This is a genomic window from Ralstonia sp. UBA689 (assembly GCF_002298975.1).
Taxonomy (GTDB): Bacteria; Pseudomonadota; Gammaproteobacteria; order Burkholderiales; family Burkholderiaceae; genus Ralstonia.
The window spans coordinates 204,505-226,483 of record NZ_DBMV01000045.1; the positions used below are offsets into that span (position 1 = coordinate 204,505).

Here is a 21,979-nt window from a genome sequence, read left to right on the forward strand (position 1 = left end):
AGCGTTCAGGCGCCACCGCAACTGCCGCAGCACTGGCCCGTGCTGGCGGCGGAAGCCTTTCTGGTAATGGCGACACGCCACGTGTGTGGGCCGCGCTCCAGGTAATCCCAGGCAAACTGCCCGGGGCGCTCGACCTGGAACTGAGACTGCAGCGGACGCGGATCGTGGTCGTTGATCAGCTCCAGGCTTTGGCCGACGTCAAGCTTGCCAAACGAGGAGAAGATCAGCGGATGGCGATCGCGCGGCGCCAGCACGCGGAGGTCGAGTTGGATGGAAGGCGTGGGCTGCGTCATGGGTGCTCCATTCAGGTGGTTGCTCGCATCGCAAAAGATGCATTTGGAATGCATCGATATTAGTGGGCGAGGTGTGGTCAGTTATTGATGTATATCAGATACCTGTTTTGCCGATGCTCTTGATGTCGCATCCGGAAAAGGGCGGCTGCAGTCGTTTGCGCTGCATCAAAACCCTACTGGCGGACGGGTTCTAACGTGGAGCGGACGACACAACACGGACAAACGGGGGAATAACATGAGCCGTCTTCAAGCGGTCCGCGGTCTGATGCGCGCGGGCCTGATTTCCGCAGTGCTTGGGGCACTGTTGACGGGCGCCGTTGCGCGGGCGGCGACCCGACTGCCGGGCGATTTCGGGCCGCCGCGTGGCGAGCCCATCCATGCGGTGCTGACAAGCCCGCCCAACGTGCCGCCAGCGGTCAACCGCAATTACCCGGCCAAGGTCATCGTGGATCTGGAGGTGGTCGAGAAGGAAATGCAGATCTCCGAAGGGGTCAGCTACACCTTCTGGACGTTCGGCGGCACGGTGCCGGGCAGCTTCATCCGCGTGCGGCAAGGCGACACGGTGGAGTTCCACCTCAAGAATCACCCGAGCAGCAAGATGCCGCACAACATCGACCTGCACGGCGTGACGGGGCCCGGCGGCGGCGCGGCATCGAGCTTCACCGCGCCCGGCCACGAATCGCAGTTCACCTTCAAGGCGCTCAATGAGGGCATCTATGTTTACCACTGCGCTACGGCGCCGGTGGGCATGCATATCGCCAACGGCATGTACGGCCTGATCCTGGTCGAGCCGCCGGAAGGCCTGCCCAAGGTGGACCACGAGTATTACGTCATGCAGGGCGATTTCTACACCGCCGGCAAGTACCGTGAGAAGGGCCAGCAGCCGTTCGATATGGAAAAGGCCATCGACGAACGCCCGACGTATGTGCTCTTCAACGGCGCGGAAGGCGCGCTCACGGGCGACAAGGCGCTGCATGCCAAGACCGGCGAGACGGTGCGCGTCTATGTCGGCAACGGCGGGCCCAACCTGGTGTCGAGCTTCCACGTGATCGGCGCCATCTTCGATCAGGTGCGGTACGAGGGCGGCACCAACGTGCAGAAGAACGTGCAGACCACGCTGATTCCCGCAGGTGGTGCGGCCATCGTGAAGTTCACGGCCAAGGTGCCCGGCAGCTACGTGCTGGTCGACCACTCAATCTTCCGCGCCTTCAACAAGGGGGCGATGGCCATCCTCAAGGTCGATGGTCCGGAAAACAAACTGGTGTACTCGGGCAAGGAACTGGACTCGGTGTACCTGGGCGATCGTGCTGCCCCCAACATGACGGCCGTCGCAAAGGCGACCGAGGCATCGGCTTCCGGCACGCTGACGGTGCAGGATCAGGTGCAGGCGGGCCGTGCGCTGTTTGCGGGCACGTGTTCGGTGTGCCACCAGGGCAGTGGCATCGGGTTACCGGGCGTGTTCCCGCCGCTGGCCAAGTCGGACTTCCTGGCGGCCGACCCGAAGCGGGCAATGAGCATCGTGCTGCATGGCCTGAACGGCAAGATCAAGGTCAACGGCCAGGAATACGACTCCGTCATGCCGCCCATGACGCAGCTCAACGATGACGAGGTCGCCAACATCCTGACCTACGTGCTCAATAGCTGGGACAACCCGGGCGGCCGTGTGAGCGCGGAAGAGGTCAAGAAGGCGCGTGCCCAGCCTGCACCGGCCAAGGCCGTGGCCGAGCACTGACCCGATCGCCTGATCGCCATGCCCAGCCTGACCTTGCAGATTGCAGCCGTGCTGGTGGCGCTGGCAAGCGCCATCGCGCAGGGTGCCACGTATGTTCGGCTGCCCGGCGGCGACTTCGACAGCGTGCTGCCGCAGAATGCGCCGGGGCAGCCGCAGCGGGTGCGCATCGAGCCGTTCGAGCTGCGCACCACGCCTGTCACCATTGCAGAGTTTCAGGCCTTCGTGCAGACCCACGAAGCCTGGCGTCGCGACCGCGTGCCCGAGGTGTTTGCGGGCCCTTCTTACCTGCTCGACTGGGCAGATGCGCAGCATCCAGATCCGCAGGCATTGCCGCAAGCCCCGGTGACGGGCGTGAGCTGGTTTGCCGCGCGTGCTTACTGCGAAAGCGAAGGCGCGCGCCTGCCGACGTGGCTGGAATGGGAATCCGCCGCAGCCGCTGACGCCACCCGCGCCGACGCGCGCGACGATCCGCAATGGGCGCAGCGCATTCTGGGCTGGTACGAGCGGCCGGCGGCGCGTGTGCTGCCACCCGTGGGCGGCCCGGTGGACGTGCACGGCGTGCGTGACCTGCACGGCCTGATCTGGGAATGGGTCGACGACTTCAACGCGCTTTTCATCGCTGGCGATAGCCGCACGCAGGGCGACCCCGATAAGCAGAAATTCTGTGGCGCAGGCGCCATCAGCATCGTGCGGCGCGACAGCTATGCCGTGCTGATGCGCGTCGCGCTGCTGTCCTCACTCGGCGGCGCAGATTCCACGGGCAGCCTGGGCTTCCGCTGCGCCCGATCCATCAATGGAGACCATCCATGACGCTTTTCAACCTCATCCGCAGGGCCTTGCTGACCACGCTGCTGGCAGCAACGGCTGCTGGCGCATATGCGGCAGCGCCGCTCGCGTCCGGCTCCCTGTATCAATCCGACGTGGCGCTGACCGACCAGAACGGCCGCGTCTTCCATCTGGCCGACCTGCGTGGTGAGCCCGTGCTCATCAGCATGTTCTACTCGTCGTGCCAGATGGTGTGCCCGATGATCTTCGAGACCATCCGCGCCACGCTGGCCAAGGGCGGCAAGCCTGCGCAAGACGGTGTGCGGGTCGTGATGATCACAGTCGATCCTGAACGCGATTCCGTTGCTGTGCTCAAGAAGACCGCCGCCGACCACGGCGCAGATGATCGTTGGCAACTGGCCCGTGCGGACAGCCGTGGCACGCGTTCTGTTGCCGCGTTGCTGGGTATCCAGTACCGGCGCCTGGCAGACGGCGACTTCAATCATTCCAGCACCATCCTGCTGCTGGATGCGGAAGGGCGGATCAATGCCCGCACCAACACGCTGGGCGCGGTCGACCCGAAACTGGTCGAGGCCATGCGCAAACAGGTGGCCGTCCAGCACTGAGCTGGCTTGGTCAACGCTTCATAGCTTGGCGTACGCCACCACCTGTTGAGTTTGCACGCCAAGGCCATCCACACCCAGGCGCATGGTGTCGCCGGCCTTGAGATAACGCGGAGGCTTGAAGCCCATGCCCACGCCTGGCGGCGTACCGGTGCAGATCAGGTCGCCGGGGTGCAGCGTCATGAAGCGGCTGACGTAGCTCACAAGGTGGGCTACGCCAAACACCATGGTCGCCGTGTTGCCCTTCTGCACATGCTCGCCGTTGACTTCCAGCCAAAGGCCGAGCGCCTGCGGATCGGGCACCTCGTCGCGCGTGACGAGCCACGGGCCGACGGGGCAGAAGGTGTCGCAACCCTTGCCCTTGTCCCAGGTGCCGCCGAGTTCAAGCTGGAACTCGCGTTCAGAAACGTCATTGACCACGCAATAGCCCGCCACGTGCGAGAGCGCCTCTTCATGTGAGACGTCGCGCGCGGTCTTGCCGATCACCACCCCCAGCTCGACTTCCCAGTCGGTTTTCTCAGAGCCGCGCGGCAGCATGACGGCATCGTTGGGGCCGTTCAACGCGCTGTTGGCCTTGAGAAAGACGATGGGTTCGGCCGGCGGTGCCATGCCGGCTTCGGCGGCGTGGTCGGCATAGTTCAGGCCGATGGCGATGATCTTGCCGATGCCGCTCCACGGCACGCCAAAGCGCGCGTCCGGCACGACCGGCAACGCGGCCACATCCACTCGCGCCAGTTGGGCCAGCGCGGCGTCGGACAACTGCTGCGGCCCCAGATCGCTCAGCACGCCGGAGAGGTCGCGCACGCGCCCCTGCACGTCGATCAACCCCGGGCGTTCCGCCCCCGGTTGGCCCACACGGACAAGTTTCATCGGTTTCCCTTGGTTGCGTTCTTGGTCTGGGCCGGTTCGGCCAGGCTGCGTGCGACCACGCTCAACACTTCCTTGGCGGTGTTCTCGGAGTGCTGGCGCAGCACCTGCGCCAAGCGCGGGCGGCCAGGTTCGCGCAGGGCGGCCATGATGGCTTCGTGTTCTTGGTGCGATTCCTGCCAGCGCAGCATGTCGGCGTTGGCGGCGCCACGTGCGCGGTGCACCTTGCTCATCAGCGTCGCGTAGATGCCGGCCAGCACCGGGTTGGCCGCGCCGTCAATGATGAGCTGGTGAATCTCCTGGTTGACGCGGAAGTACTCCGTGCGCCGTCCCGCCGCGTGCGCATCCAGCATGGTCTGGTGCTTGCGCTCCAGACGCGCCATGGCCACCTCGGACAGGCGCGCCGCCGCCAGTTCGCCGGCGGTGAATTCCAGCCCGTGCAAGGTTTCGAAGGTGGCGCGCAACTCATCAAGATCGAGCGGAGCCACGCGGTAGCCGATGTACTGCCGATGCAGCACCAGGCCCTCGGCCACCAGCACCTTGAGCGCCTCGCGCAGCGGGGTCTTGGAGACGTCGAACATCTCGCAGAAGGCGCGCTCGTCGATGCGGGCGCCGGGTGGCAGTTCGCCCTCTTCAATGAGGGTGCGCAGGCGCGTGGCGATTTCGGCCGACATGCCGAGCGTGCGCAAGCGCGTGGATTTGAGCAGCGGTTGAGTCACAGACGTCACCAAGATGGGGAAGATGCACCATAAAAGGCTATCACACGCCAAGATTGTGCATTGTGAATATATAAAAATCAATGACTTACATATGTTGTAATTACAGATTACGTATCCTATACTCGGTCACGTTGCGCAACACATATCAATCAAACCACCTCAGGAGGTCGTTTCGACAAGCGGCGTCTGCGGCAAACTGGCGATCAGCCGGGGCCGTCTGACACGCTTCTCGAAGCGGCCTCAGGAGCGACCAAGGAGACTGCGTAATGGAAACCGCAAGCCAGGCCGTGGCGCTAACGGAGACGAAGAGCTCCGTGCGCTGGAAGATCTTTTTGATGATGTTGATGCTGATCTCCATCAACTACGTCGACCGCGCATCGCTGTCGGTGGCGATGCCGCTGATCGCCAAGGAGTTCAACATCGGTCCGGCGGTGCAAGGCCTGCTGCTGAGTTCGTTCTTCTGGACCTACGCCTTCATGCAGATCCCGGGCGGCATGCTGGCTGATCGCTTCGGCCCACGTGTCGTGATTGCCGGCGCCACGCTGGGCTGGGGCTTCTTCCAGGCGATTGCGGCGGTCTGTACCGGCTGGGTGCCGCTGCTCATCACGCGTCTGGGCCTCGGCGCTGCGGAAGGCCCGATCTATCCGGCCGGCGGCAAGCTCAACGCCATCTGGATGACGCAGAACGAGCGCGGCCGCGGTGCGACGCTGCTCGACGGTGGTGCGCCGCTGGGCGCGGCATTGGGCGCGCTCATCATCGCGGGCCTGATCACCGAGTTCGAATCCTGGCGCACCTCGTTCGTGGTGGCCGGTGTCGGCACCATGGTGGCGGGCTTCTTTGCCTGGTCGTACATCCGCAATCACCCGCGCCAGCATCCGGCGGTCAACGAGGCCGAAGCCGCCTACATCGAGGCTGCGCACGCCGCCGACCACGCCGCCGAGCCCGCCAACGTGAGCGGCAACGTGCTGGACTTCTTCAAGTACCGCTCGGTGTGGGGCATGTTCTTCGGCTGGATGTGCTTTAACGCGCTGTTCTACGGCCTGCTGACCTGGATGCCGACGTATCTGTCGAAGGTACACGGCCTGGACATCAAGCAGATGGGCGGTGCGGTGTTCACCATGTTCTTCGCCGGCTTCGTGGGGGAGATGGTGGGTGGCTGGATTGCCGACAAGTGGAAGGCCGCCGGTGCATCGCAGGCCAAGGTGCTGCGTACGCTGTTCGGCATTGCCTCGGTGCTCGCCACCGTTGCCATCTATGCCGTGGCGCGCATCAAAGACCCGGCTGTCGTGGTGTTGTTGCTGTCGATCACGTTGTTCTTCCTGCGCTGGTGCGGTCTGTTCTGGTGCATCCCGTCCATCCTGGGCACACGCAACCGCGTTGGCTTCCTGGGCGGCACGATGAACCTGGGCGGCAACGTGGCCGGTATCGGCATGCCCATCATCGTGGGTGTGATCGTGCAGGCCACCGGCTCGTATGACATGGCGCTGACGCTGTTTGCCGCCGCCGGTGTTGGCCTGTTCATCTGCTCCGCGCTGCTGATCGACTACGGCAAGAAGCTGCCGATCTGAGCAACGCGATGCCTCGCGATTCTTCCCGCTGAACAACATATTCACGAGCAAGGCCCGGCGCAGGGCATTCCGCGCGCCAGGGCCATGCCAACCACGAAGACGATTCCCATGACCAAACGTACTCTGCTCGGCATGCTCACGCCGTCGTCCAACACGGCGTTGGAGCCCATCACCAGCGCCATGGTGAGCGGCCTGCCCAATGTCAGCGCGCATTTCTCGCGCTTTACCGTGACGGAAATCTCGTTGCGCGATCAGGCGCTGGGGCAATTCGATCTGGACAAGATCCTCAACGCGGCCACGCTGCTGGCCGACGCGCGTGTCGACGTGATTGCCTGGAACGGCACGTCGTCCGGCTGGCTCGGCTTTGAGAAGGACGAGGCGCTGTGCCGCCAGATCACAGAGGCGACCGGTATTCCGGCCACCACGTCGGTGCTGGCGCTCAACGAGATACTCGCCAAGACGGGTGCGCGCGACTTCGGCCTGGTCACGCCGTACCTGGACGACGTGCAGCAGCGCATCGTGCAGAACTACGCCCGCCACAGTTTCCGCTGCGTGGCCGAGCGGCACCTGGACCTGCACGTCAACCACAGCTTTGCCGACGTGAACGAAGACACCATCCGCGCCATGGTGCGCGAGGTGGCGCAGCACAAGCCGGCAGCCATCACCACGTTCTGCACCAACCTGCGCGCAGCCCATCTCGTTGAAGAACTGGAAGCAGAGACGGGCATCCCCGTCTACGACACGATCTCGACCGTGGTGTGGAAATCGCTGCGGCTGGCCGGCGTAGACACCACCGCGCTGCGTGGCTGGGGCCGACTGTTTGCCGAAGTCGCCTGAAGGAGTGCCTGCATGTCCACTGAACTCGATCTGGTGATCCGCAACGCGGATGTGGTCACCGCCTCTGACCGCTTTACGTGCGACATCGGCGTGCGCGATGGACGCATCGCCGTGCTTGGCAACGGCTTGCAGCGCGGCGCGCGCGAAGTTGATGCCAGCGGCCTGTTGGCACTGCCCGGAGGCGTCGACGGTCATTGCCACCTCGATCAGCCCATGCCCGACGGCTTGCGCATGGCCGATGACTTCTTCACCGGCACGCGCGCGGCCGTCTGCGGTGGCACGACCACCGTCATTCCGTTTGCCGCGCAGGAAAAAGGCGGCTCGCTCAAGGCTGCCGTAGCCGACTATCACCGCCGCGCGGAAGGCCGCGCGGTGGCTGATTACGGCTTCCACCTGATCGTTGCCGACCCGACGCCCGAGGTATTGCGGCACGAGTTGCCCGAGCTGATCCGCCAGGGCTACACCTCGTTCAAGGTCTACATGACCTATGACGACCTGAAGCTGTCCGATCGCGAAATGCTGGCGGTGCTCGAGGTGGCCAGGCAAAACAACGCGCTGGTGATGGTGCACGCGGAAAACGCCGACTGCATCTCATGGCTGACCGAGAAGCTGGTGGGCGAGGGCCGCATCTCGCCGCGCTTCCATGGTTTTGCGCGCCCGGCCGCCGTGGAGCGCGAAGCCACACACCGCGCCATCACCTTTGCCGAACTGGTGGATGTGCCGATCCTGATTGTGCACGTGTCGGGCAAGGAGGCGATCGAGCAGATCCGCTGGGCGCAAGGCCGGGGCCTGCAGATTCTGGCCGAGACCTGCCCGCAGTACCTTTACCTGACGGCAGAAAACATGGGCCTGCACGGCGACGATGGCTACGAAGGCGCCAAGTGCGTCTGCAGCCCGCCGCCCCGCGACCCCGAGAACCAGGCGGCGGTGTGGCGTGCGCTGGCCGGTGGCGTGTTCAGTGTGTTCTCTTCCGACCACGCGCCGTTCAACTACGACGACCCGCAGGGCAAGAAGCTTGGCGGCCAGGCGCAGCCGTTCGATCACATTCCCAATGGTGTGCCCGGCATCGAAACGCGCCTGCCGCTGCTGTTTGATGGCATTGCGCGCGGCAAGCTGTCGCTGCATCAATTCGTGGAGTTGACGTCATATCGTCCGGCGCGGCTGTATGGCCTGTACCCGCGCAAGGGCACCATTGCCGTGGGGGCCGACGCCGACATCGCCCTGTGGGACCCGGCGCGCCGCGTGCGCATTACCAACAGCGCGTTGCATCACGCAGTGGACTACACGCCGTATGAAGGTATCGAAGTGACCGGCTGGCCGGTGCACTGTTTCTCGCGCGGCGAGATGCTGGTTGAAGATGGTCAATACCTGGAGCCGGCACCCGGGCGTGGGCAGTTCCTGGTGGCGGGCGCGCCATCTTTGGTTTGAGCGAGGCTTTCAGAGGCTCATCATGCGTATTCTGGTCGTCAATCCCAACATCTCCGAGAGCGTGACAGAGCTGATCCATGCAGAGGCGCAGCGCTCCGTCTCCCCGGGCACCGCACTCACTATGGCGACGGCACCGTTTGGCGTGGCCTACATCGAAACGCGCTTCGAGGCGCTGGTAGGCGGCTACGCCACAGCTTGCGTGGTGGCGGAGCACCATGGCCAGTTCGACGGCGTGGTCGTAGCGGCGTTTGGTGATCCCGGCCTGGCCGGCATCAAGGAGCTGTGCGATGTGCCGGTGGTCGGCATGACGGAGGCGGCACTGGCCAGCGCGTGTTTGCTGGGTCAGCGCTTTTCCATCATCGCGATCTCGCATCGCATTGAAGCGTGGTATCGCGAGTGCGTGGCTGCCAATGGGTTGTCTGCGCGGCTGGCAAGCGTGCGTTCGTTGCAGCAGCCGCTGCGCGACATCGGTAGCGTGCAGGAAGACCACGCGGCACGGTTGGAAGAACTCAGCTTGCAAGCCGTGCGCGAGGATGGCGCCGACGTCATCATCGTGGCCGGTGCCCCGCTAGCGGGGCTGGCACGCACGCTCAAGGACCGCATCCCCGTGCCAGTGGTCGACGGCGTCTCCAGTGCAATCCGACATTGCGAGAGTCTGATCGCGCTGGCGCCGAAGGGCCCGACCGAAGGAAGCTTTGCGCGTCCGCCGCGCAAGGCAAGCCGTGGCCTGCCGCCTGCGTTGTCTGCGTTGCTGGCCTGAACGCGAGACTGTCTTTTGTTCTTGGCGCTGCCGGTTCTCCTGCGCGGAGACCGGCGTGCTGACTTCCCCGAGGCTTCAGTGCAGCCCTCCTAGCGCCGCCTCCATCCGGTCGGCAGCAAGCGCAAGCTGTGCATCCGATGTGGCATAGGACAGCCGCATGAAGCCGGCCATGCCGAAGCCCGATCCGGGCACGACGGCCACACCTTGGTCCAGCAGGTAGGCAGCCAGCGCAACATCGTCGTTGATCGCGCTGCCGTCAGGTGCCTTGCGCCCGATGAAGGCCCGCACGTCGGGAAAAAAGATAGAAGGCGCCTTCCGGCGTGGGAGTCTGCAGCCCATCGATGGCGGCAAAGCGCTGCAAGAGCAAATCCCGCCGGGCCTGGAAGATGCCGCAGCGGCGCGCGACCTCTTTCTGTGGCCCGTCCAGCGCGGCAACCGCCGCCGCCTGCGAGATGGAAGACGTATGCGAGTTGATCTGCATCTGGATCTTGGTCATCGCCTCGATCAGGGGGCGCGGCCCGCAGGCGTAGCCCACGCGCCAGCCCGTCATCGAGTAAGCCTTGGATACGCCGTTCACCGTCAGGATGCGCGGCGCAAGGTCTGGCGCCACCGCTGCCAGCGTGGCAGCGCGGCGCCCATCGAACAGGATGTGCTCGTAGATGTCATCCACGAGGATGAAGAAACGCTGATTGGCACTGCGGCGCAGCACGTCGGCAAATTGCCGCAACTGGTCGGCCGTGTAGGCCGTGCCGCTCGGGTTGCTGGGTGAGTTCAGCACGAACCACTTGGTCCGCAGCGTGATGGCCGCGTCGAGCGTTTCGGGCGCAAGCGCGTAGCCCGTCTCGGGCGATGTGAGCAGCGGCCGAAGCGTGCCGCCGTTCATGGTGACGATGTCGGCGTACGACGCCCAGTACGGCGCCGGAATCAGGACTTCGTCGCCGCGGTTCAACGTTGCCGGGAACGCCTGGTAGATCACCTGTTTGCCGCCGCCGCCAACGCTGATGTCCGCTGGCGTAAAGATCAGGCCGTTATCGCGCGGCCAGGGGGTCTCGGTGGTGGCGTCGCTGGCGTTGCCGGAGGATCATGCCGGCGTGGTGGTCCGCAGGATCACGCCGCGCACGTCGCGGCGCGTGGGGCTGGCCTGCCTGAATCAGGGCCGCCTGTCGCCGGCCGCGGCGGCGCTGTGGCGTCAGGCTCAGGCCATCAAGCTGCGTCGGTAACGCGCCTGGCCAGATACGATGCAATCTTTCTTTCTGATCGAAACCGCTGCTTCGCCATGTCCCTCCGCGCACTGAGAACGCTCGTCGCCATCGCCCGCCACCGGACGTTCGCCCGCGCTGGCGAAGCCGTTGGGCTCACGCAATCCGCCGTCAGCCTGCAGGTCAAGTCGCTGGAGGAAGAGTTCAACGTCCGCCTGTTCGACCGCTCGCGCCGCGAGCCCGCACTGACGGAGGCCGGCCGCATCGTGCTGGCCCAGGCCGAGCAGATCCTGGCCTTGTACGACCGGATTCCCGATGCGCTCAGTGACGAGCGCGCATTGGTCGGCCGGCTGCGCATCGGCGCCATCCAGACCGCGCTGTCCGGGCCGCTGCCCAATGCGCTACTGACCCTGCGGCACGATCACCCGGGGTTGCGCGTGCACGTGGCGGCGGGGCTGTCCGCCGAGCTTGCGCAACGGGTTGCCGATGGCGAGCTGGATGCCGCGATCACCTCGCAGCCGGTCAGGCCGCACCCGGCGGAGCTTGTCTGGTCCACCCTGTATGAAGACCGCTTCTGGCTGCTGGCCCCGCCGCAGTATGCGGAGCAGGACGCGCGTACGCTGCTCACCGAGTTGCCGTTCATCCGCTTTGACGCCCAGGCGTGGGCGGGCCGGATGATCGCCGCGGAGTTGCAGCGGCTGGGCGTACGGGTGCGCGAGGAGATGGTGCTCGACAACAAGGACACCATCGTGCGCATGGTGGCGAGTGGTCTGGGCGCCGCCGTGGTGGCGCTATCCGATTCGGTGCTGACCCAACTGCCGCCGCTTGCTCGCTTGCCTTTCGGTCAGCCGCAACTGCACCGGGCGGTGGTGCTGCTGGAACATCAGTCGCGTCCGGCGCAGCGTTTTACGCAGGCGCTGGCCGATGCGGTTGTCGCTTCTGCTATGAGAATTTCTCGTTGATTGGACGATAAATCATAATTATTGCTGCTGTCACGGCGTGATAGCTTGGCGGTGTTCCAGTTTCCTGTTCTTGCCGAGCATCGTCATGCTGTCCTGCAGATTTCCCCTCGTCCTATCCGCCATGCGCGCGGCCCGTTGCACGGGAGCACGCTCATGACCGCCGCGATCCTGCTGGCACTGGCGCCGGTCGCCCTCCTGGTTGCGCTCGGCCAAGGGCTCAAGCGCACCACCTTCATCGCAGAGGCCTTCTGGCCGCAAGCGGAGCGGCTCTGCTACTACGTCCTGCTGCCCGCCCTGTTCATGCACGGGCTGGCGAGCGCCAAGATGCAGACGTTGCCGGTGCTCCCGCTGGCGGGCACGTTGATCGGCGCGACGGTGCTGGTGGCGGTGGCGCTGGTGCTGGCCCGGCCGTGGATGCGTGTGGACGGCGCCGGATTCACATCGGTGTTCCAGGGCGCGGTGCGCTTCAACAATTACGTGGGCGTGTCGCTCGCCGCCGGGCTTTACGGCGCCAAGGGCATCGCGCTGGCGGCGGTGTGCAATGCGGCCATCGTGCCCACCGTCAACTTGCTGTGTGTGCTGGTGTTTGCGCGTTACGGCTCGGTGCGGCTGAGCGGCAGGGCGCTGGCGCGGCAGATCATGACGAACCCGCTCGTGGTGGCCTGCGTGATCGGGATCGCCATGCAAGCCGCCGGCCTGCACGTGCCTGCCGTGATCGAACCGGCGGTGCGCGCGCTTGGCGCGGCCTCCATGCCGCTCGGTCTGCTATGCGTGGGCGCTGCGTTGAACTTCGAGGGCGTACGCTCCTGGGCGCAGCCGGTCTTCGTGTCGTCGGCCGTCAAGTTCCTGGCCATGCCTGTGCTGACGCTCGTCGTCGGCCATGCCATCGGGCTGACCGACGCTGCGCTGATGGTGGCATTGCTGTTTCAGGCGCTGCCCACGGCTTCGTCGTCCTACATCATGGCGCGCCAGCTTGGCGGCGATGCCTCGCTCATGGCGGGGATCACGGCAGCGCAGACCGTGTTGGCCGCTGCGGCCATGCCTGCCGTGATGACGGCGCTGGTGCTAACGCCGGGTTTGCCGCAGAGGTTGATCTCGGCATTGTGAGCACCGGATGCGGATCACGCCGCCGGGCGCTCACCCATCGCGCGCAGGAAAGTCTGCTGCGCGGTCAGCAGTTCCGGATAGGTGAGCGTGCGGTAATCCAGCCCATGCGCGCGGGCGATGTCTGCCACGCGCGCCGCCAGCGCGGGATAGTGCCGATGGCTGTAGGTCGGAAACAGGTGATGCGTCAGGTGCCAGTTGAGGCCGCCGAGCCAGTAGCCGATCCACGCTGGTTGCGGCTGCCAATCGCACGCCGTGTGAAACGCATGCTCGTGCCACGTGTGCGGCAACTGGCCTGATTCAGGCGGCAGATAGAACGTCACGTCAGCCCAGTGCGTGCCCAGGATCAACGCCACCAGCACGCACGACGCCAGCATCTGGCCCACAAAGTAACCGAACGCCACCCAGCTCCAGCCGAGGCCGAGCCGGTGTGCCACCCAGGCCGGCACCACCACCGCCACCGCGAAGTGCGCGGCCTTCGCGCCCAGGAAGGTCAGCCAGCCGCGCAGGCCGGGCAGCACGCGATCCGTCTTGAGAGGCGTGAGCCCGAAGCGGTCCGACCAGTCGTAGATCCAGTTGATATACGGCAACGACAGCGCGGCGATTAACGGCCAGTAGCGATGCTGGTAGCGGAACTGCGGATACCACGGCTGGAACGGCGTCTGCCGCAGGAAGCGGTTGGCGGCGGTGTCGAGGTCGTAGTGCTCCACGTTGGCATGCGCGTGGTGGTAGTGCACGTGGCGTACGGTCCAGTAGGCGGGTTCGATGCCGAGCGGGATGGCGATCAGGCGGATCATCGCGCGGTCGAACCACGGCCAAGGCGAGAGTGCCCGGTGCGCGCCGTCGTGCAGCACATTCATCGCCACCATCATTGCGAGGAACGGGAAGGCGAGATAGGCCAGCACGAAGGTGAGCTCGCTCGTCGCCGTGACCATGGCGGTGTAGAGCAGCGCGGTGCAGGCGGCCAGAAAGAGGCCTTTGGCGAGCATGCCGATGTCGGCGAAGCGATGGTCGCCGTGCGCCTGCAGGTGGTCGTGCGCAGCGCTGCGCAGATCATCGGCCAGCGACGACGAACGCGGCGAAGCATGGCGGAGCTTACTGAGATTCGGCATGAGGTGGAGAAGGCAGAGATGCATCTGCGCGCAGCACGTGCCACAACCCGCAGACGAGGCCATGCGCACCCAGCGCGACGGCCAGCGTATCGGACAACGCATCGCCCGCGTCGCATAGGCCGGTCATCAGCACGGGCAACGCGAGCGCCAGCAGCGGCCACAGCCAGCGACCCCAGGTGCGCCCATCCGACAGCCCCCCCAGCGCGAGCGTGAGCAGCAGAATGAGCGCGAACCACACGGCCTGCCAATGGCCGGGCCACAGGCCATCGGTGCGCACGTAGTTGATCACCACGCCAAACAACAGCACGCCGCCGGTGGCGATCCAGCCGGCGGGGGTGGCACGCGCATCGCGCTGCAGGTGCGGGGTGCGCAGGCCCAGCCACTGCAGCGTCGGCACGATGTTGGCCCAGAACGGATTGTCGCTGTGCGTGGGCTTGTGCACGCCATAGCGGATCGGCACGTCGGGCAGCGCACGCTGGTAGGTGCCGAACAGCTTGTCCCACAGGAGCAGCGTGCCGCCGAAATTGCGGTCGATGTATTCCGGGTTGCAGCCGTGGTGCACGCGGTGGTTGGCGGGCGTGACCATGACGTGGTCCAGCACGCCCGAGCTGCCGACCAGCCCGCAGTGGTTGTAGAACTGCACGGAGTAATGAAACCCTGACACCATCACGAACATCTCGGGCGTCACGCCCAGCAGTGCCAGCGGCACAAAGAACGGCAGCGAGGTCAGCGACGACAGCCACGCGTTGCGCACGCCCAGCGACAGGTTGAAATGCTTGCCTTCGTGATGCACGGCGTGGACGGCCCACAGAAAGCCGAACCGATGGTGCATGCGGTGCAGCCAATAGAAACCCAGGTCCCACGCGACGAAGGCAAACGCCCATCCGACGATGGGGTGCCAGTTGTCCACCCAGTGCCGGCTGGCATTGGCGTACAGCCAGGTGAAGCCGGCGACTTCCAATCCGCGGCACAGCCACATCAGCACATGGCCCGAGTTCAGGTTGAGGATGACGTCGCGCCACGGCAGCGGCTGGCCGCGCCACCATTTGAGCGCGGCCAGTTCCAGCAGCACGCAGCCGAGCATCAAGGCCAACGGCAGGGCGAATGCATTCATGTCGATATCGGTTCGATCGAAAGTGTTCGGGCACGCCGCGCCAACCATTGACTGGCGGCCACGCCGCACAGCACGCCCACGGCCACGCCGGCGGACAGGTCGAGCGCAACGTGCCGGCGCGTCTGGATGGTCGCGTACAGAACGCCGAGTCCCCATGCCGCTGCCAGCAGCGAGCGCAGCGGCTTGCGCGCATCGGCCAGCGCCCAGACGGAAAGCAGCGTGAGGGCACCATGTAGTGAAGGCAGGCAGTTCTGGCTCGAATCCATGGCGATCAACATGCGCTGCACGCTGGCCGGCAGCGATGCATCGGCCAGCGGTGGGTAGTGCAGCGTGGTCGGCCACAGCAGGAACACCGCGCCGCTCGCCAGGGCGCTCATCTGCATGGCGCGCTCCAGCCACGGCAGCCGCCGCGCATCGGCCAGCAGATAGGCCAGCGGCACCAGCGCAAAGAACGACAGGTACAGCCAGATGCCCGACGCGCTGAACGGAATGGCGCGGTCCAAAGCGGTTTCCGGCACGATCGTTCCAGCGCCCTGCAGCACGCCGCATGTGCCATAGACGAGGCCGACCGAGCACCAGCCGAGCGCCATATGGCGCAGGCGTGTGGCGAGCGGGTTCATCGTGCCGTTTCCTTGAAGGGAAGCCGGACGATGCGGCGGCGCTTGGCGGTGAAGTCGGCGCTCATGTCTTGCGGCGCGGGGTGCCATGTCACACGTGTCATGTCGACGCCCTGGCGCATGAAGATCTCGGCAAGGTGGGCCCGGCATGCCTGCGCGACGTCGGCATCGGTCGGGCTGATGGAGAGCGCCAGCGTGCGTGCATCCGTCTGTACAAGGCGGTAGTCTGCCCGCAGCGGCAGCACCTGGGCCAGCGCGCGCGAGCACACGTCTGCAAACAGCGTGATGGTGCCGCGGTCGCGTGCGGGCAGCATGAGCGTGTCGTCGCAGCGGCCTTCGATGCGTTCGATGGCCATCGCCGGGTTGCGGCAGGGGCAGGGTGGCAGCGCTGGGTCGCGGCGGATCAGGATGTCGTCGAGCCGGTAGCGCACGATGGGCTGCGTGCTGCGCGTGAAGTCCGTGACGATGGGCACGAAGCGGCGCTCGTCCAGCCACTGCGGTTCGATATGCACGTGAGCCTCGTTCAGATGCAGCGTGCCGTGCGAGCAGGTGGCGCCCAGGAAACCCTCGGTGGCTTGGTAGACCTCGCCGACGTTGCCGAAGGCCTGCTCCAGCAAGACGCGGTCCATCGGTTCGAGCACTTCGGCGCCGGACAGCACTTGCGCCGGCGCAATGCTCAGCCGGCCCGCGAGCTTCTCCAGCGCCAGCGCCCGCAGCACCTGAGCTGGCCCTACGATGATGGTCGGCCGCAAGGCGTCCAGCGGCGCCCGATGCGAATCGAACGGCGCAAACAGATCAAAGAACGAAAACGTCAGCCACGGGTTGCGCACCGCCGTATACAGATTGTTGTTGGCCCGCAGGAACAGCGCGACGCGCTCGCCATGCAGCAGGCCGCGCGGCAGCAGCTTGGCGAGCAGGATGCCGGCCCACTGCGCGCGCTCGGCGGGGCTGACCACGAACACGCCGCGCCCGCCCGACGTGCCGGACGACAGGCCGACCGAATGCGCCCCGACCATCGGCCGGAAATCGCGTGACTGCTCGGCCCGGCGCGCGCAGGCCAGCACGTCGTCCAGGCGCAGGCCGGCGGTGTTCATGGCGTCGAAGTTGGCCATCATCGTGGCCTTGTCCATCAGCGGCCAATCCTGCATCGGCTTCGATGCAAACGGGCGGAAGTACGGGCTGCGCATGAGTACGCGTTGCGTGAAGCGCGCAATCTGGTGCCGTTGATGCGCTTCCAGCGCGGCACGGTTGGCTCGCTGTAGACGACTCTGCAACCGGCGCGTCTGCCAGTACGACCACAGCAGGCGGTGGAATGCCGTCACAGCGCGCCCTCGTGGGTGAGCAGAATGCGCACGTGGCCGCCGGCGTTCAGCGCGTGCAGCTTGCGCAGCGTGTCGAAGTACGCGTGGCGGTCTTCCATGATGGTGTAGGCGAGCACCGATGGCCCGCGTAGTTCGCGATAGCTCAGCGGTGACCAAGCGGCATCCGCGGCCAGCAGCACCCAGCCATCGTTCGTGCGCACGAACGCGCCCAGGTGCCCGGCAGCGTGCCCGGGCAGCGGCACGAGCAGCACCTTGCCGTTGCTGTCGGGCAGCGCCCAGGCCGAGGTGAATGGCGCAAGCTCAGGCGGCAGCGCCACCTGCTCGAACTGTTCGACAAAGCGCGTGCGCGTTTCGAAGTCTTCGGGAATCAGCCCTGGTACGAAGGCACGCCGCAGCGCAGATACGCCGCGTAGCGCGCGCAGATGCATCCAGCCTTCGCCCGAGCAGACGATGGGCACGTCGGGAAAGTCGCGCAGACCAGCGACGTGGTCGCCATGAAAGTGCGAGACGATCAGCCCGTCCAGGTCGGCCGGCCGCAAGCCATGCTGTGCAAGCTGCGCGACCATCGAATCAGACGCATCGAAGTACACCGGTGTGACCTTGCGATAGATCGCAAATACACCGCTGCGCGTGTGATCGTGAAAGTGCGAGGCGTAGCCCGTGTCCCACAACCAGCGGCGGCCAGTGGTTTCGATCAGCCACGCGCGCGCCGGAAACGCGCAGGTGCGCAGGCCCGCGCCGCGCAGGGCCACGCACGCGGTATGCGTGCAGTAGCCGGCTTCAAAGACCGTCAACGTTGCCATGTTCGCGTAACCAGTGGGCTGTGCGGCGGATGCCTTCGGCCATGTCGATGGGCGGCGTGTAGCCGAGTTCGGTGCGCGCGCGGTCGTTGGCGAGCGTCATGTCGTAGTGCAGCGCGGCGGCGCTGTAGCGCGTGAGCAGTGGCTCGCGATGTGTGACGGCACTGGCCGCTTCCATGAGTCGGGCGCCTACCGCCATGGCCGCATACGGCACGGTGCGGATGCGGTAGCGCAAGTCGAGCTGCTGGCCGAGCAACTGTTCGAGCAGTTCGCGTAGCGTGGCCGGAGCGTGGTTGGTGATGTTGTACGCGGCGCCGGAGGGCACGTCGGCCGACGTGGCGCATTGCATGGCGTGCACGACGTTTTCAAGATAGGTCAGGTCCATGCGTGCGGCGCCGCCTCGGGGCAGTGGCAGCACGCCGCCGCGCAGCTTGAGCAGGTGCAGGATGCGCGGCAGCACCACGCGGTCATGCGGGCCGAACAGCCCGCGCGGGCGCAGGATGATGAAGCGCGTCGTGTCTTGCGCAGAGGCCTGCTTCTGAATCGCGTCCTCCGCCAGCATCTTGGTCGCCGCGTAGTGATTGGCGAAGCGGGCGGGGCGGTAGGTTTCGGGCAGATCGGCGTGGTGCTGGTAGTCGAAGTAGATCGACGGCGTGGAGATATGTACGAAGCGCCGGACGCCGTGCTTCACGGCACCTTCGGCCAGCGTCGCCGTTGCACGCACGTTGGCGGCATAGAAGTCGTCGTAGGCGCCCCACGGCGACGACAGCGCGGCGCAATGCCAGACCGTATCGACGCCGTCGAGCAGCGTATCGAGCGCGGCTGGGTTCAGGCGGGCAAGGTCGGCTGGAACGTAATCGGCACCGCGCGCAAGGAAAGCCTCGCGCTGCGCTGCATCGCGCCCGGTGGCCCGTACGCGCGCGCCTTGCGCCAGCAGCGCATCAACCGCATTGCGGCCCAGCCCGCCCGTGGCGCCGGTCACCAGTGTCGTCATGTCGTCAGCACCATGCCGCCGAGCGTCAGGCCCGCCGCCGTGCCCACCAGCAGCACCGGGCGGCCGGGTTCAATGCGCCGGCTGGTCATCGCCTCATGCAGCGCGGTGGGGATCGACGCGGCCACCTGGTTGCCGTGCTGCGCGTAGATGTCGACCAAGCTGGCTTCGGGCACGCCCAAACGTTTGCGCAGGTGCTGCATGCCGAGGTGGCTGGCCTGGTGCGGCACCACAACGTGCATGTCGCGCAGCGTGTAGCCGCTGCCCGCAAACATGCGGTCAAGAAAGCCGTCCATCAGTTGCGAGGCCAGCTTGAACACGCGCTTGCCATCCATGTGGAACAGATAGTCGGCAGGGTGCGCGCCGGTGCGCGGGTTGCGGCGCGTGCCGCCTGCGCGGATCTCGCAGAAGGTCTTGCCGGCCGGGTAGGTCTCCATGCGGTAGGCGTAGATGCCGGCGGTGGACGCAGCAGGCGCGGCTTCGACGATCACGGCTGCTGCGCCGTCGCCAAAGATCAGCGCCGTTTCGGCGTCATCCCAGTTGATGCCGCGCGAGGCGAGGTCGGAGGCCACCACGGCAATGCGCCGGTATGTACCCGTTGCCAGCAGGCTGGCCGCCACGTGCAGTGCGGCCAGGAAGCCCAGACAACTGGCATTGACGTCAAAGGCGGGCGTGCCGGCCGGCAGCCCGGCAGGCTCCAGGATGCGCGCGGCGGTGTTGGGCAGCGCCTGCTCCTGCACGCCCGAAGCGGAGATCAGCAGATCGATGGATGCGGCGGGCACATCGGCGCGGCGCAGGGCATCGCTCACGGCGGCGCCGGCCAGGTCCGTCTGATATTCGGCGAGTGTGGCGTGGTGGCGTACGTCGATGCCCGACTTCTTGCGCACGTAACCGGCTGCGTAGCCGAGGCGGGCGTCCAGTTCGGCAGACGTGACCCGTTGTTCCGGCAGCGCCTTGCCGGTGGAAAGCAGATGAATCGGCAGCATAGATGCGGGCGCGTGGAGTGCGTGCCCTGTTCCTCTTCCGGCTGCGTCAGGTCAGGCGAGTCGCAGCGTAATGATCTTGTCTGTTGTGCCGCGATTCTAGCGGTTGGGGGCCATGCTGCCCGGTGAAGATCGTTAAAAAATATTGGGTCGTCAGGCACCGTAGCCGCGCAGCCGCTCGAGGTTGACCACCGTCACACCACCGTATTCCAGACGCACCACGCCGTCCTTCTCCAACGCCTTGAGCGATTGGTTGGCCACCTGCCGTGTCATGCCCGAGAGCAGGCCGAGTTCTTCTTGCGTGATCTCCAGGTGGTCGCCTGCGCCGGGGTAGAGCACCGGGTTGAACAGCGACGCGATGCAGCGCGCCAGGCGAGGTGTGGCGTCGAGCAGGCGATCGTATTCGAGCAGCGCCATGAAGTGGCCGAGGCGCTCATTGAGCTGCTTTACCAGGAAGCGGTTGAAGGCCACGCTGTTTTCCACCAGCCACATGAAGGTGGTGCGCTCCATGAAGGCCATGCGCGTGTCGCGCAGCGCGACGATGTCATAGCGGCGGGGCTCGTTCTTGAGCACCGTCCCTTCGCCAAACCAGCCGCCGGCCGGCACGCCGGTAAACGTGACGCTGCGCCCTTCGGGCGACACCGTGCCGATCTTGATGAGGCCCGTGACCACGCCGGTCCAGCTCTCCAGCAGCGTGTTCTTCGGGCAGATGCATGTGCCGCGTGCGTAGGTCTTCTCGACGATACCGGCGCAGGCGCGGTCGGCCTCGTCAGCGGGCAGGTCGATCGACCACGCGGCGATGTGCGCCAGCCGTGCGCGGCTGATGCCGGGGCGCACGTTCGTATCGTGATCAGCCACGCTGGATGCCCACCGGCAGGTTGCTTATGCGCAGTGCCTCGGGTGTGGTGAGCCAGTCGGAGCGCAGGCATTGCAAGAAGAGTGCGGTGGCGTCTTCTCCCCAGAACAGCTCGCCGTTGTGCGCCAGCGTGGGCACACCAAACACGCCGAGCGCGATGGCCGCATCGGTGTGCTGGCGCAGGGCGTCCTTCACAGCAGGCTGTTCGACGGCAGTCACGCCCTCCGGAAAGCCGACGGCCTCGCACAGTGCGGCAAAGCCTTCGGGCGAGCTGACATCCTGCCCATCGCGCCAGATGTGCCGGAACACTGCGCGCACCGCTTCCAACGAGCCGCCCATGGCAATCGTCAGCCGCAGCGCCTTGATCGGGTTGAACGGATGCGCGGGCGGCATGCGGAACGGAATGCCCAGTTGCTGCGCACGGAACAGCGCGTGCCGGTACGTGAATACACGCTTTGGCGAGATCTCGGCCGGGCCTTTCTGGCCCCAGTGGCTCAGGATCGCGCCCAGCACCGCCGGGCGCGGACGAATGACGATGTCTGCGGGCAGCGCATCGAACTGCTCCAGTTGCAGATAGGCAAACGGCGAGATGAGATCGAAGAACCAATCGACGGTGGACTCTGGCATGGGCGTTCCTTAGGCCTCAGGCGGCGCGCATCTGCAGCAGCGGCGCCAGCGTGAATGGCGCCGCGGTCATGGCGCGGATGTCGTCGAGTGTCGCATGCGAGAGGATTTCGCGCAGCACGAGTCCCGTCTCGGTCACGTCGAACACGGCGTGCTCCGTGACGATGACTTTCACGCAGCTCTTGCCCGTGAGCGGCAGCGTGCAGCGCGGCAGGATCTTCGAGTTGCCGTGCTTGTCGGTATGCGCCAGCGCGGCAATCACCTTGCGTGTGCCATAGCACAGGTCCATCGCCCCGCCAATGCCGGGCCACCACTTGCCGTTGCGCTGGCACGCCCAGTTGGCGAGGTTGCCTTCGGCGTCCACCTGCAGGGCGCCGAGAATGGTCACGTCGAGATAGCCGTTGCGCATCGCACCGAGCGATGTGGCGAGATCCATGATGGCTGCGCCCGGAGGCAGCGTGATCGGCTCGCAGCCGGCGTTGGTGAGATCGCTGTCGATGGCGTCCGGCGCCGGGCGTCCGCCGAAGCCGAACGCGCCGTTCTCGGTGTGGAAGATGACGCCGGCATCCGCGTCCAGGTAATTGGCCGTGAGCGTGGGGATGCCCAGGCCGAGGTTGACGACTTCGCCCGCGCGCAATTCCTGCGCGCAGCGGGCGGCGATGCGGTGCTTAGGCGTTTCGGGCAGAGCTTGCATGGTGGTCTC

Annotated in this window: 25 protein-coding genes; 10 read left to right on the forward strand and 15 right to left on the reverse strand. The window is 65.9% G+C overall.

The features are described 5' to 3' along the window. Positions 1–5: 5 nt before the first annotated feature. Complete coding sequence (locus tag B4F51_RS22825) at positions 6–293, reverse strand: DUF2249 domain-containing protein (RefSeq protein ID WP_296229028.1); 288 nt, start codon at positions 291–293, stop codon at positions 6–8. Positions 294–528: 235 nt separating this feature from the next. Between B4F51_RS22825 and nirK the strand changes: the two genes are divergently transcribed. Genes nirK through B4F51_RS22840 form a run of 3 tightly spaced genes read left to right on the forward strand, consistent with a single transcriptional unit; the run spans position 529 to position 3,416 of the window. Next, on the forward strand, positions 529–2,025 hold the full coding sequence (gene nirK / locus B4F51_RS22830; protein WP_296229029.1) for a copper-containing nitrite reductase: 1,497 nt from the start codon (positions 529–531) through the stop codon (positions 2,023–2,025). Positions 2,026–2,043: 18 nt separating this feature from the next. Then, on the forward strand, positions 2,044–2,835 hold the full coding sequence (locus B4F51_RS22835) for a formylglycine-generating enzyme family protein (RefSeq protein WP_296229030.1): 792 nt from the start codon (positions 2,044–2,046) through the stop codon (positions 2,833–2,835). Then, positions 2,832–3,416, forward strand: a complete 585-nt coding sequence (locus tag B4F51_RS22840) for an SCO family protein (protein ID WP_296229031.1) — start codon at positions 2,832–2,834, stop codon at positions 3,414–3,416. The genes B4F51_RS22835 and B4F51_RS22840 overlap by 4 nt, the downstream gene beginning before the upstream one ends. 18 nt (positions 3,417–3,434) lie before the next feature. Here the strand turns inward: B4F51_RS22840 and B4F51_RS22845 are convergent, their stop codons facing one another. Both B4F51_RS22845 and B4F51_RS22850 read right to left on the reverse strand, forming a co-directional pair. Continuing rightward, on the reverse strand, positions 3,435–4,283 hold the full coding sequence (locus B4F51_RS22845; RefSeq protein ID WP_296229032.1) for a fumarylacetoacetate hydrolase family protein: 849 nt from the start codon (positions 4,281–4,283) through the stop codon (positions 3,435–3,437). Continuing rightward, a complete protein-coding gene (locus B4F51_RS22850; protein WP_296229033.1) occupies positions 4,280–4,999 on the reverse strand; it encodes a GntR family transcriptional regulator in 720 nt (239 codons plus the stop codon). The genes B4F51_RS22845 and B4F51_RS22850 overlap by 4 nt, the downstream gene beginning before the upstream one ends. A gap of 266 nt (positions 5,000–5,265) precedes the next feature. Between B4F51_RS22850 and B4F51_RS22855 the strand changes: the two genes are divergently transcribed. The 4 genes from B4F51_RS22855 (at position 5,266) to B4F51_RS22870 (ending at position 9,592) form a co-directional block, all read left to right on the forward strand. Next, positions 5,266–6,567 (forward strand): MFS transporter, encoded by a 1,302-nt coding sequence (locus B4F51_RS22855; protein ID WP_296229034.1) that lies wholly within the window; start codon positions 5,266–5,268, stop codon positions 6,565–6,567. A 108-nt stretch (positions 6,568–6,675) separates the two neighbouring features. Further along, positions 6,676–7,404, forward strand: a complete 729-nt coding sequence (locus B4F51_RS22860) for a maleate cis-trans isomerase family protein (RefSeq protein WP_296229035.1) — start codon at positions 6,676–6,678, stop codon at positions 7,402–7,404. Positions 7,405–7,416: 12 nt separating this feature from the next. Further along, positions 7,417–8,832 (forward strand): dihydropyrimidinase, encoded by a 1,416-nt coding sequence (gene hydA / locus B4F51_RS22865; protein ID WP_296229036.1) that lies wholly within the window; start codon positions 7,417–7,419, stop codon positions 8,830–8,832. A 22-nt stretch (positions 8,833–8,854) separates the two neighbouring features. Further along, positions 8,855–9,592, forward strand: coding sequence for an aspartate/glutamate racemase family protein (locus B4F51_RS22870; RefSeq protein WP_296229037.1), 738 nt, complete (start codon positions 8,855–8,857; stop codon positions 9,590–9,592). Between the two features lie 75 nt (positions 9,593–9,667). On the opposite strand, the gene B4F51_RS22875 is transcribed toward B4F51_RS22870, so the two are convergent. Next, complete coding sequence (locus B4F51_RS22875; protein WP_296229038.1) at positions 9,668–9,880, reverse strand: aminotransferase class I/II-fold pyridoxal phosphate-dependent enzyme; 213 nt, start codon at positions 9,878–9,880, stop codon at positions 9,668–9,670. Continuing rightward, positions 9,849–10,568 (reverse strand): aminotransferase class I/II-fold pyridoxal phosphate-dependent enzyme, encoded by a 720-nt coding sequence (locus B4F51_RS22880; protein WP_296229039.1) that lies wholly within the window; start codon positions 10,566–10,568, stop codon positions 9,849–9,851. The genes B4F51_RS22875 and B4F51_RS22880 overlap by 32 nt, the downstream gene beginning before the upstream one ends. Before the next feature lie 25 nt (positions 10,569–10,593). On the opposite strand from B4F51_RS22880, the gene B4F51_RS22885 reads away from it, so the two are divergent. The 3 genes from B4F51_RS22885 to B4F51_RS22895 all read left to right on the forward strand — a co-directional run bounded on the left by B4F51_RS22885 (position 10,594) and on the right by B4F51_RS22895 (position 12,860). After that, positions 10,594–10,812 (forward strand): hypothetical protein, encoded by a 219-nt coding sequence (locus B4F51_RS22885; RefSeq protein WP_296229040.1) that lies wholly within the window; start codon positions 10,594–10,596, stop codon positions 10,810–10,812. Between the two features lie 56 nt (positions 10,813–10,868). Further along, entirely contained in the window at positions 10,869–11,753 is an 885-nt protein-coding gene (locus B4F51_RS22890) for a LysR family transcriptional regulator (protein ID WP_296229041.1), read from the forward strand. Positions 11,754–11,906: 153 nt separating this feature from the next. Then, entirely contained in the window at positions 11,907–12,860 is a 954-nt protein-coding gene (locus B4F51_RS22895) for an AEC family transporter (RefSeq protein ID WP_296229042.1), read from the forward strand. A 14-nt stretch (positions 12,861–12,874) separates the two neighbouring features. Here B4F51_RS22895 and B4F51_RS22900 read toward each other — a convergent pair whose 3' ends face one another. The 10 genes from B4F51_RS22900 to B4F51_RS22945 form a co-directional block, all read right to left on the reverse strand. Next, a complete protein-coding gene (locus B4F51_RS22900) occupies positions 12,875–13,969 on the reverse strand; it encodes an acyl-CoA desaturase (RefSeq protein ID WP_296229043.1) in 1,095 nt (364 codons plus the stop codon). Next, complete coding sequence (locus B4F51_RS22905; RefSeq protein ID WP_296229044.1) at positions 13,953–15,083, reverse strand: sterol desaturase family protein; 1,131 nt, start codon at positions 15,081–15,083, stop codon at positions 13,953–13,955. The genes B4F51_RS22900 and B4F51_RS22905 overlap by 17 nt, the downstream gene beginning before the upstream one ends. Further along, positions 15,080–15,703: a phosphatase PAP2 family protein gene (locus B4F51_RS22910; protein WP_296229045.1), complete on the reverse strand. Its 624-nt coding sequence runs from the start codon at positions 15,701–15,703 to the stop codon at positions 15,080–15,082. The genes B4F51_RS22905 and B4F51_RS22910 overlap by 4 nt, the downstream gene beginning before the upstream one ends. Beyond that, complete coding sequence (locus tag B4F51_RS22915) at positions 15,700–17,022, reverse strand: F390 synthetase-related protein (protein WP_296229046.1); 1,323 nt, start codon at positions 17,020–17,022, stop codon at positions 15,700–15,702. The genes B4F51_RS22910 and B4F51_RS22915 overlap by 4 nt, the downstream gene beginning before the upstream one ends. Continuing rightward, positions 17,019–17,825, reverse strand: coding sequence for an MBL fold metallo-hydrolase (locus tag B4F51_RS22920; RefSeq protein WP_296229047.1), 807 nt, complete (start codon positions 17,823–17,825; stop codon positions 17,019–17,021). Before B4F51_RS22920 ends, B4F51_RS22915 begins: the two co-directional genes overlap by 4 nt. Beyond that, positions 17,803–18,816 carry an NAD-dependent epimerase/dehydratase family protein gene (locus B4F51_RS22925; RefSeq protein WP_296229048.1) on the reverse strand — a complete coding sequence of 338 codons (1,014 nt, stop codon included), beginning with the start codon at positions 18,814–18,816 and terminating at the stop codon, positions 17,803–17,805. The genes B4F51_RS22920 and B4F51_RS22925 overlap by 23 nt, the downstream gene beginning before the upstream one ends. Beyond that, entirely contained in the window at positions 18,813–19,799 is a 987-nt protein-coding gene (locus B4F51_RS22930) for a 3-oxoacyl-[acyl-carrier-protein] synthase III C-terminal domain-containing protein (protein WP_296229049.1), read from the reverse strand. The genes B4F51_RS22925 and B4F51_RS22930 overlap by 4 nt, the downstream gene beginning before the upstream one ends. A 150-nt stretch (positions 19,800–19,949) precedes the next feature. Further along, a complete protein-coding gene (locus tag B4F51_RS22935; RefSeq protein ID WP_296229050.1) occupies positions 19,950–20,654 on the reverse strand; it encodes a Crp/Fnr family transcriptional regulator in 705 nt (234 codons plus the stop codon). Beyond that, positions 20,647–21,279, reverse strand: coding sequence for a 2-hydroxychromene-2-carboxylate isomerase (locus B4F51_RS22940; RefSeq protein WP_296229051.1), 633 nt, complete (start codon positions 21,277–21,279; stop codon positions 20,647–20,649). Before B4F51_RS22940 ends, B4F51_RS22935 begins: the two co-directional genes overlap by 8 nt. 16 nt (positions 21,280–21,295) lie before the next feature. Next, positions 21,296–21,970 (reverse strand): 3-oxoacid CoA-transferase subunit B, encoded by a 675-nt coding sequence (locus tag B4F51_RS22945; RefSeq protein ID WP_296229052.1) that lies wholly within the window; start codon positions 21,968–21,970, stop codon positions 21,296–21,298. Positions 21,971–21,979 lie beyond the last annotated feature (9 nt).

Bases quoted from the DNA above. Each gene is read 5' to 3' on its own strand.
- hydA (WP_296229036.1), top strand. From the start codon at position 7,417: ATGTCCACTGAACTCGATCTGGTGATCCGCAACGCGGATGTGGTCACC.
- B4F51_RS22835 (WP_296229030.1), top strand. From the start codon at position 2,044: ATGCCCAGCCTGACCTTGCAGATTGCAGCCGTGCTGGTGGCGCTGGCA.
- B4F51_RS22910 (WP_296229045.1), bottom strand. From the start codon at position 15,703: ATGAACCCGCTCGCCACACGCCTGCGCCATATGGCGCTCGGCTGGTGC.
- B4F51_RS22940 (WP_296229051.1), bottom strand. From the start codon at position 21,279: ATGCCAGAGTCCACCGTCGATTGGTTCTTCGATCTCATCTCGCCGTTT.
- B4F51_RS22905 (WP_296229044.1), bottom strand. From the start codon at position 15,083: ATGAATGCATTCGCCCTGCCGTTGGCCTTGATGCTCGGCTGCGTGCTG.
- B4F51_RS22885 (WP_296229040.1), top strand. From the start codon at position 10,594: ATGTCCGCTGGCGTAAAGATCAGGCCGTTATCGCGCGGCCAGGGGGTC.
- B4F51_RS22845 (WP_296229032.1), bottom strand. From the start codon at position 4,283: ATGAAACTTGTCCGTGTGGGCCAACCGGGGGCGGAACGCCCGGGGTTG.
- B4F51_RS22825 (WP_296229028.1), bottom strand. From the start codon at position 293: ATGACGCAGCCCACGCCTTCCATCCAACTCGACCTCCGCGTGCTGGCG.
- B4F51_RS22890 (WP_296229041.1), top strand. From the start codon at position 10,869: ATGTCCCTCCGCGCACTGAGAACGCTCGTCGCCATCGCCCGCCACCGG.
- B4F51_RS22840 (WP_296229031.1), top strand. From the start codon at position 2,832: ATGACGCTTTTCAACCTCATCCGCAGGGCCTTGCTGACCACGCTGCTG.
- B4F51_RS22860 (WP_296229035.1), top strand. From the start codon at position 6,676: ATGACCAAACGTACTCTGCTCGGCATGCTCACGCCGTCGTCCAACACG.
- B4F51_RS22920 (WP_296229047.1), bottom strand. From the start codon at position 17,825: ATGGCAACGTTGACGGTCTTTGAAGCCGGCTACTGCACGCATACCGCG.
- B4F51_RS22895 (WP_296229042.1), top strand. From the start codon at position 11,907: ATGACCGCCGCGATCCTGCTGGCACTGGCGCCGGTCGCCCTCCTGGTT.
- nirK (WP_296229029.1), top strand. From the start codon at position 529: ATGAGCCGTCTTCAAGCGGTCCGCGGTCTGATGCGCGCGGGCCTGATT.
- B4F51_RS22945 (WP_296229052.1), bottom strand. From the start codon at position 21,970: ATGCAAGCTCTGCCCGAAACGCCTAAGCACCGCATCGCCGCCCGCTGC.
- B4F51_RS22930 (WP_296229049.1), bottom strand. From the start codon at position 19,799: ATGCTGCCGATTCATCTGCTTTCCACCGGCAAGGCGCTGCCGGAACAA.
- B4F51_RS22855 (WP_296229034.1), top strand. From the start codon at position 5,266: ATGGAAACCGCAAGCCAGGCCGTGGCGCTAACGGAGACGAAGAGCTCC.
- B4F51_RS22870 (WP_296229037.1), top strand. From the start codon at position 8,855: ATGCGTATTCTGGTCGTCAATCCCAACATCTCCGAGAGCGTGACAGAG.
- B4F51_RS22900 (WP_296229043.1), bottom strand. From the start codon at position 13,969: ATGCCGAATCTCAGTAAGCTCCGCCATGCTTCGCCGCGTTCGTCGTCG.
- B4F51_RS22925 (WP_296229048.1), bottom strand. From the start codon at position 18,816: ATGACGACACTGGTGACCGGCGCCACGGGCGGGCTGGGCCGCAATGCG.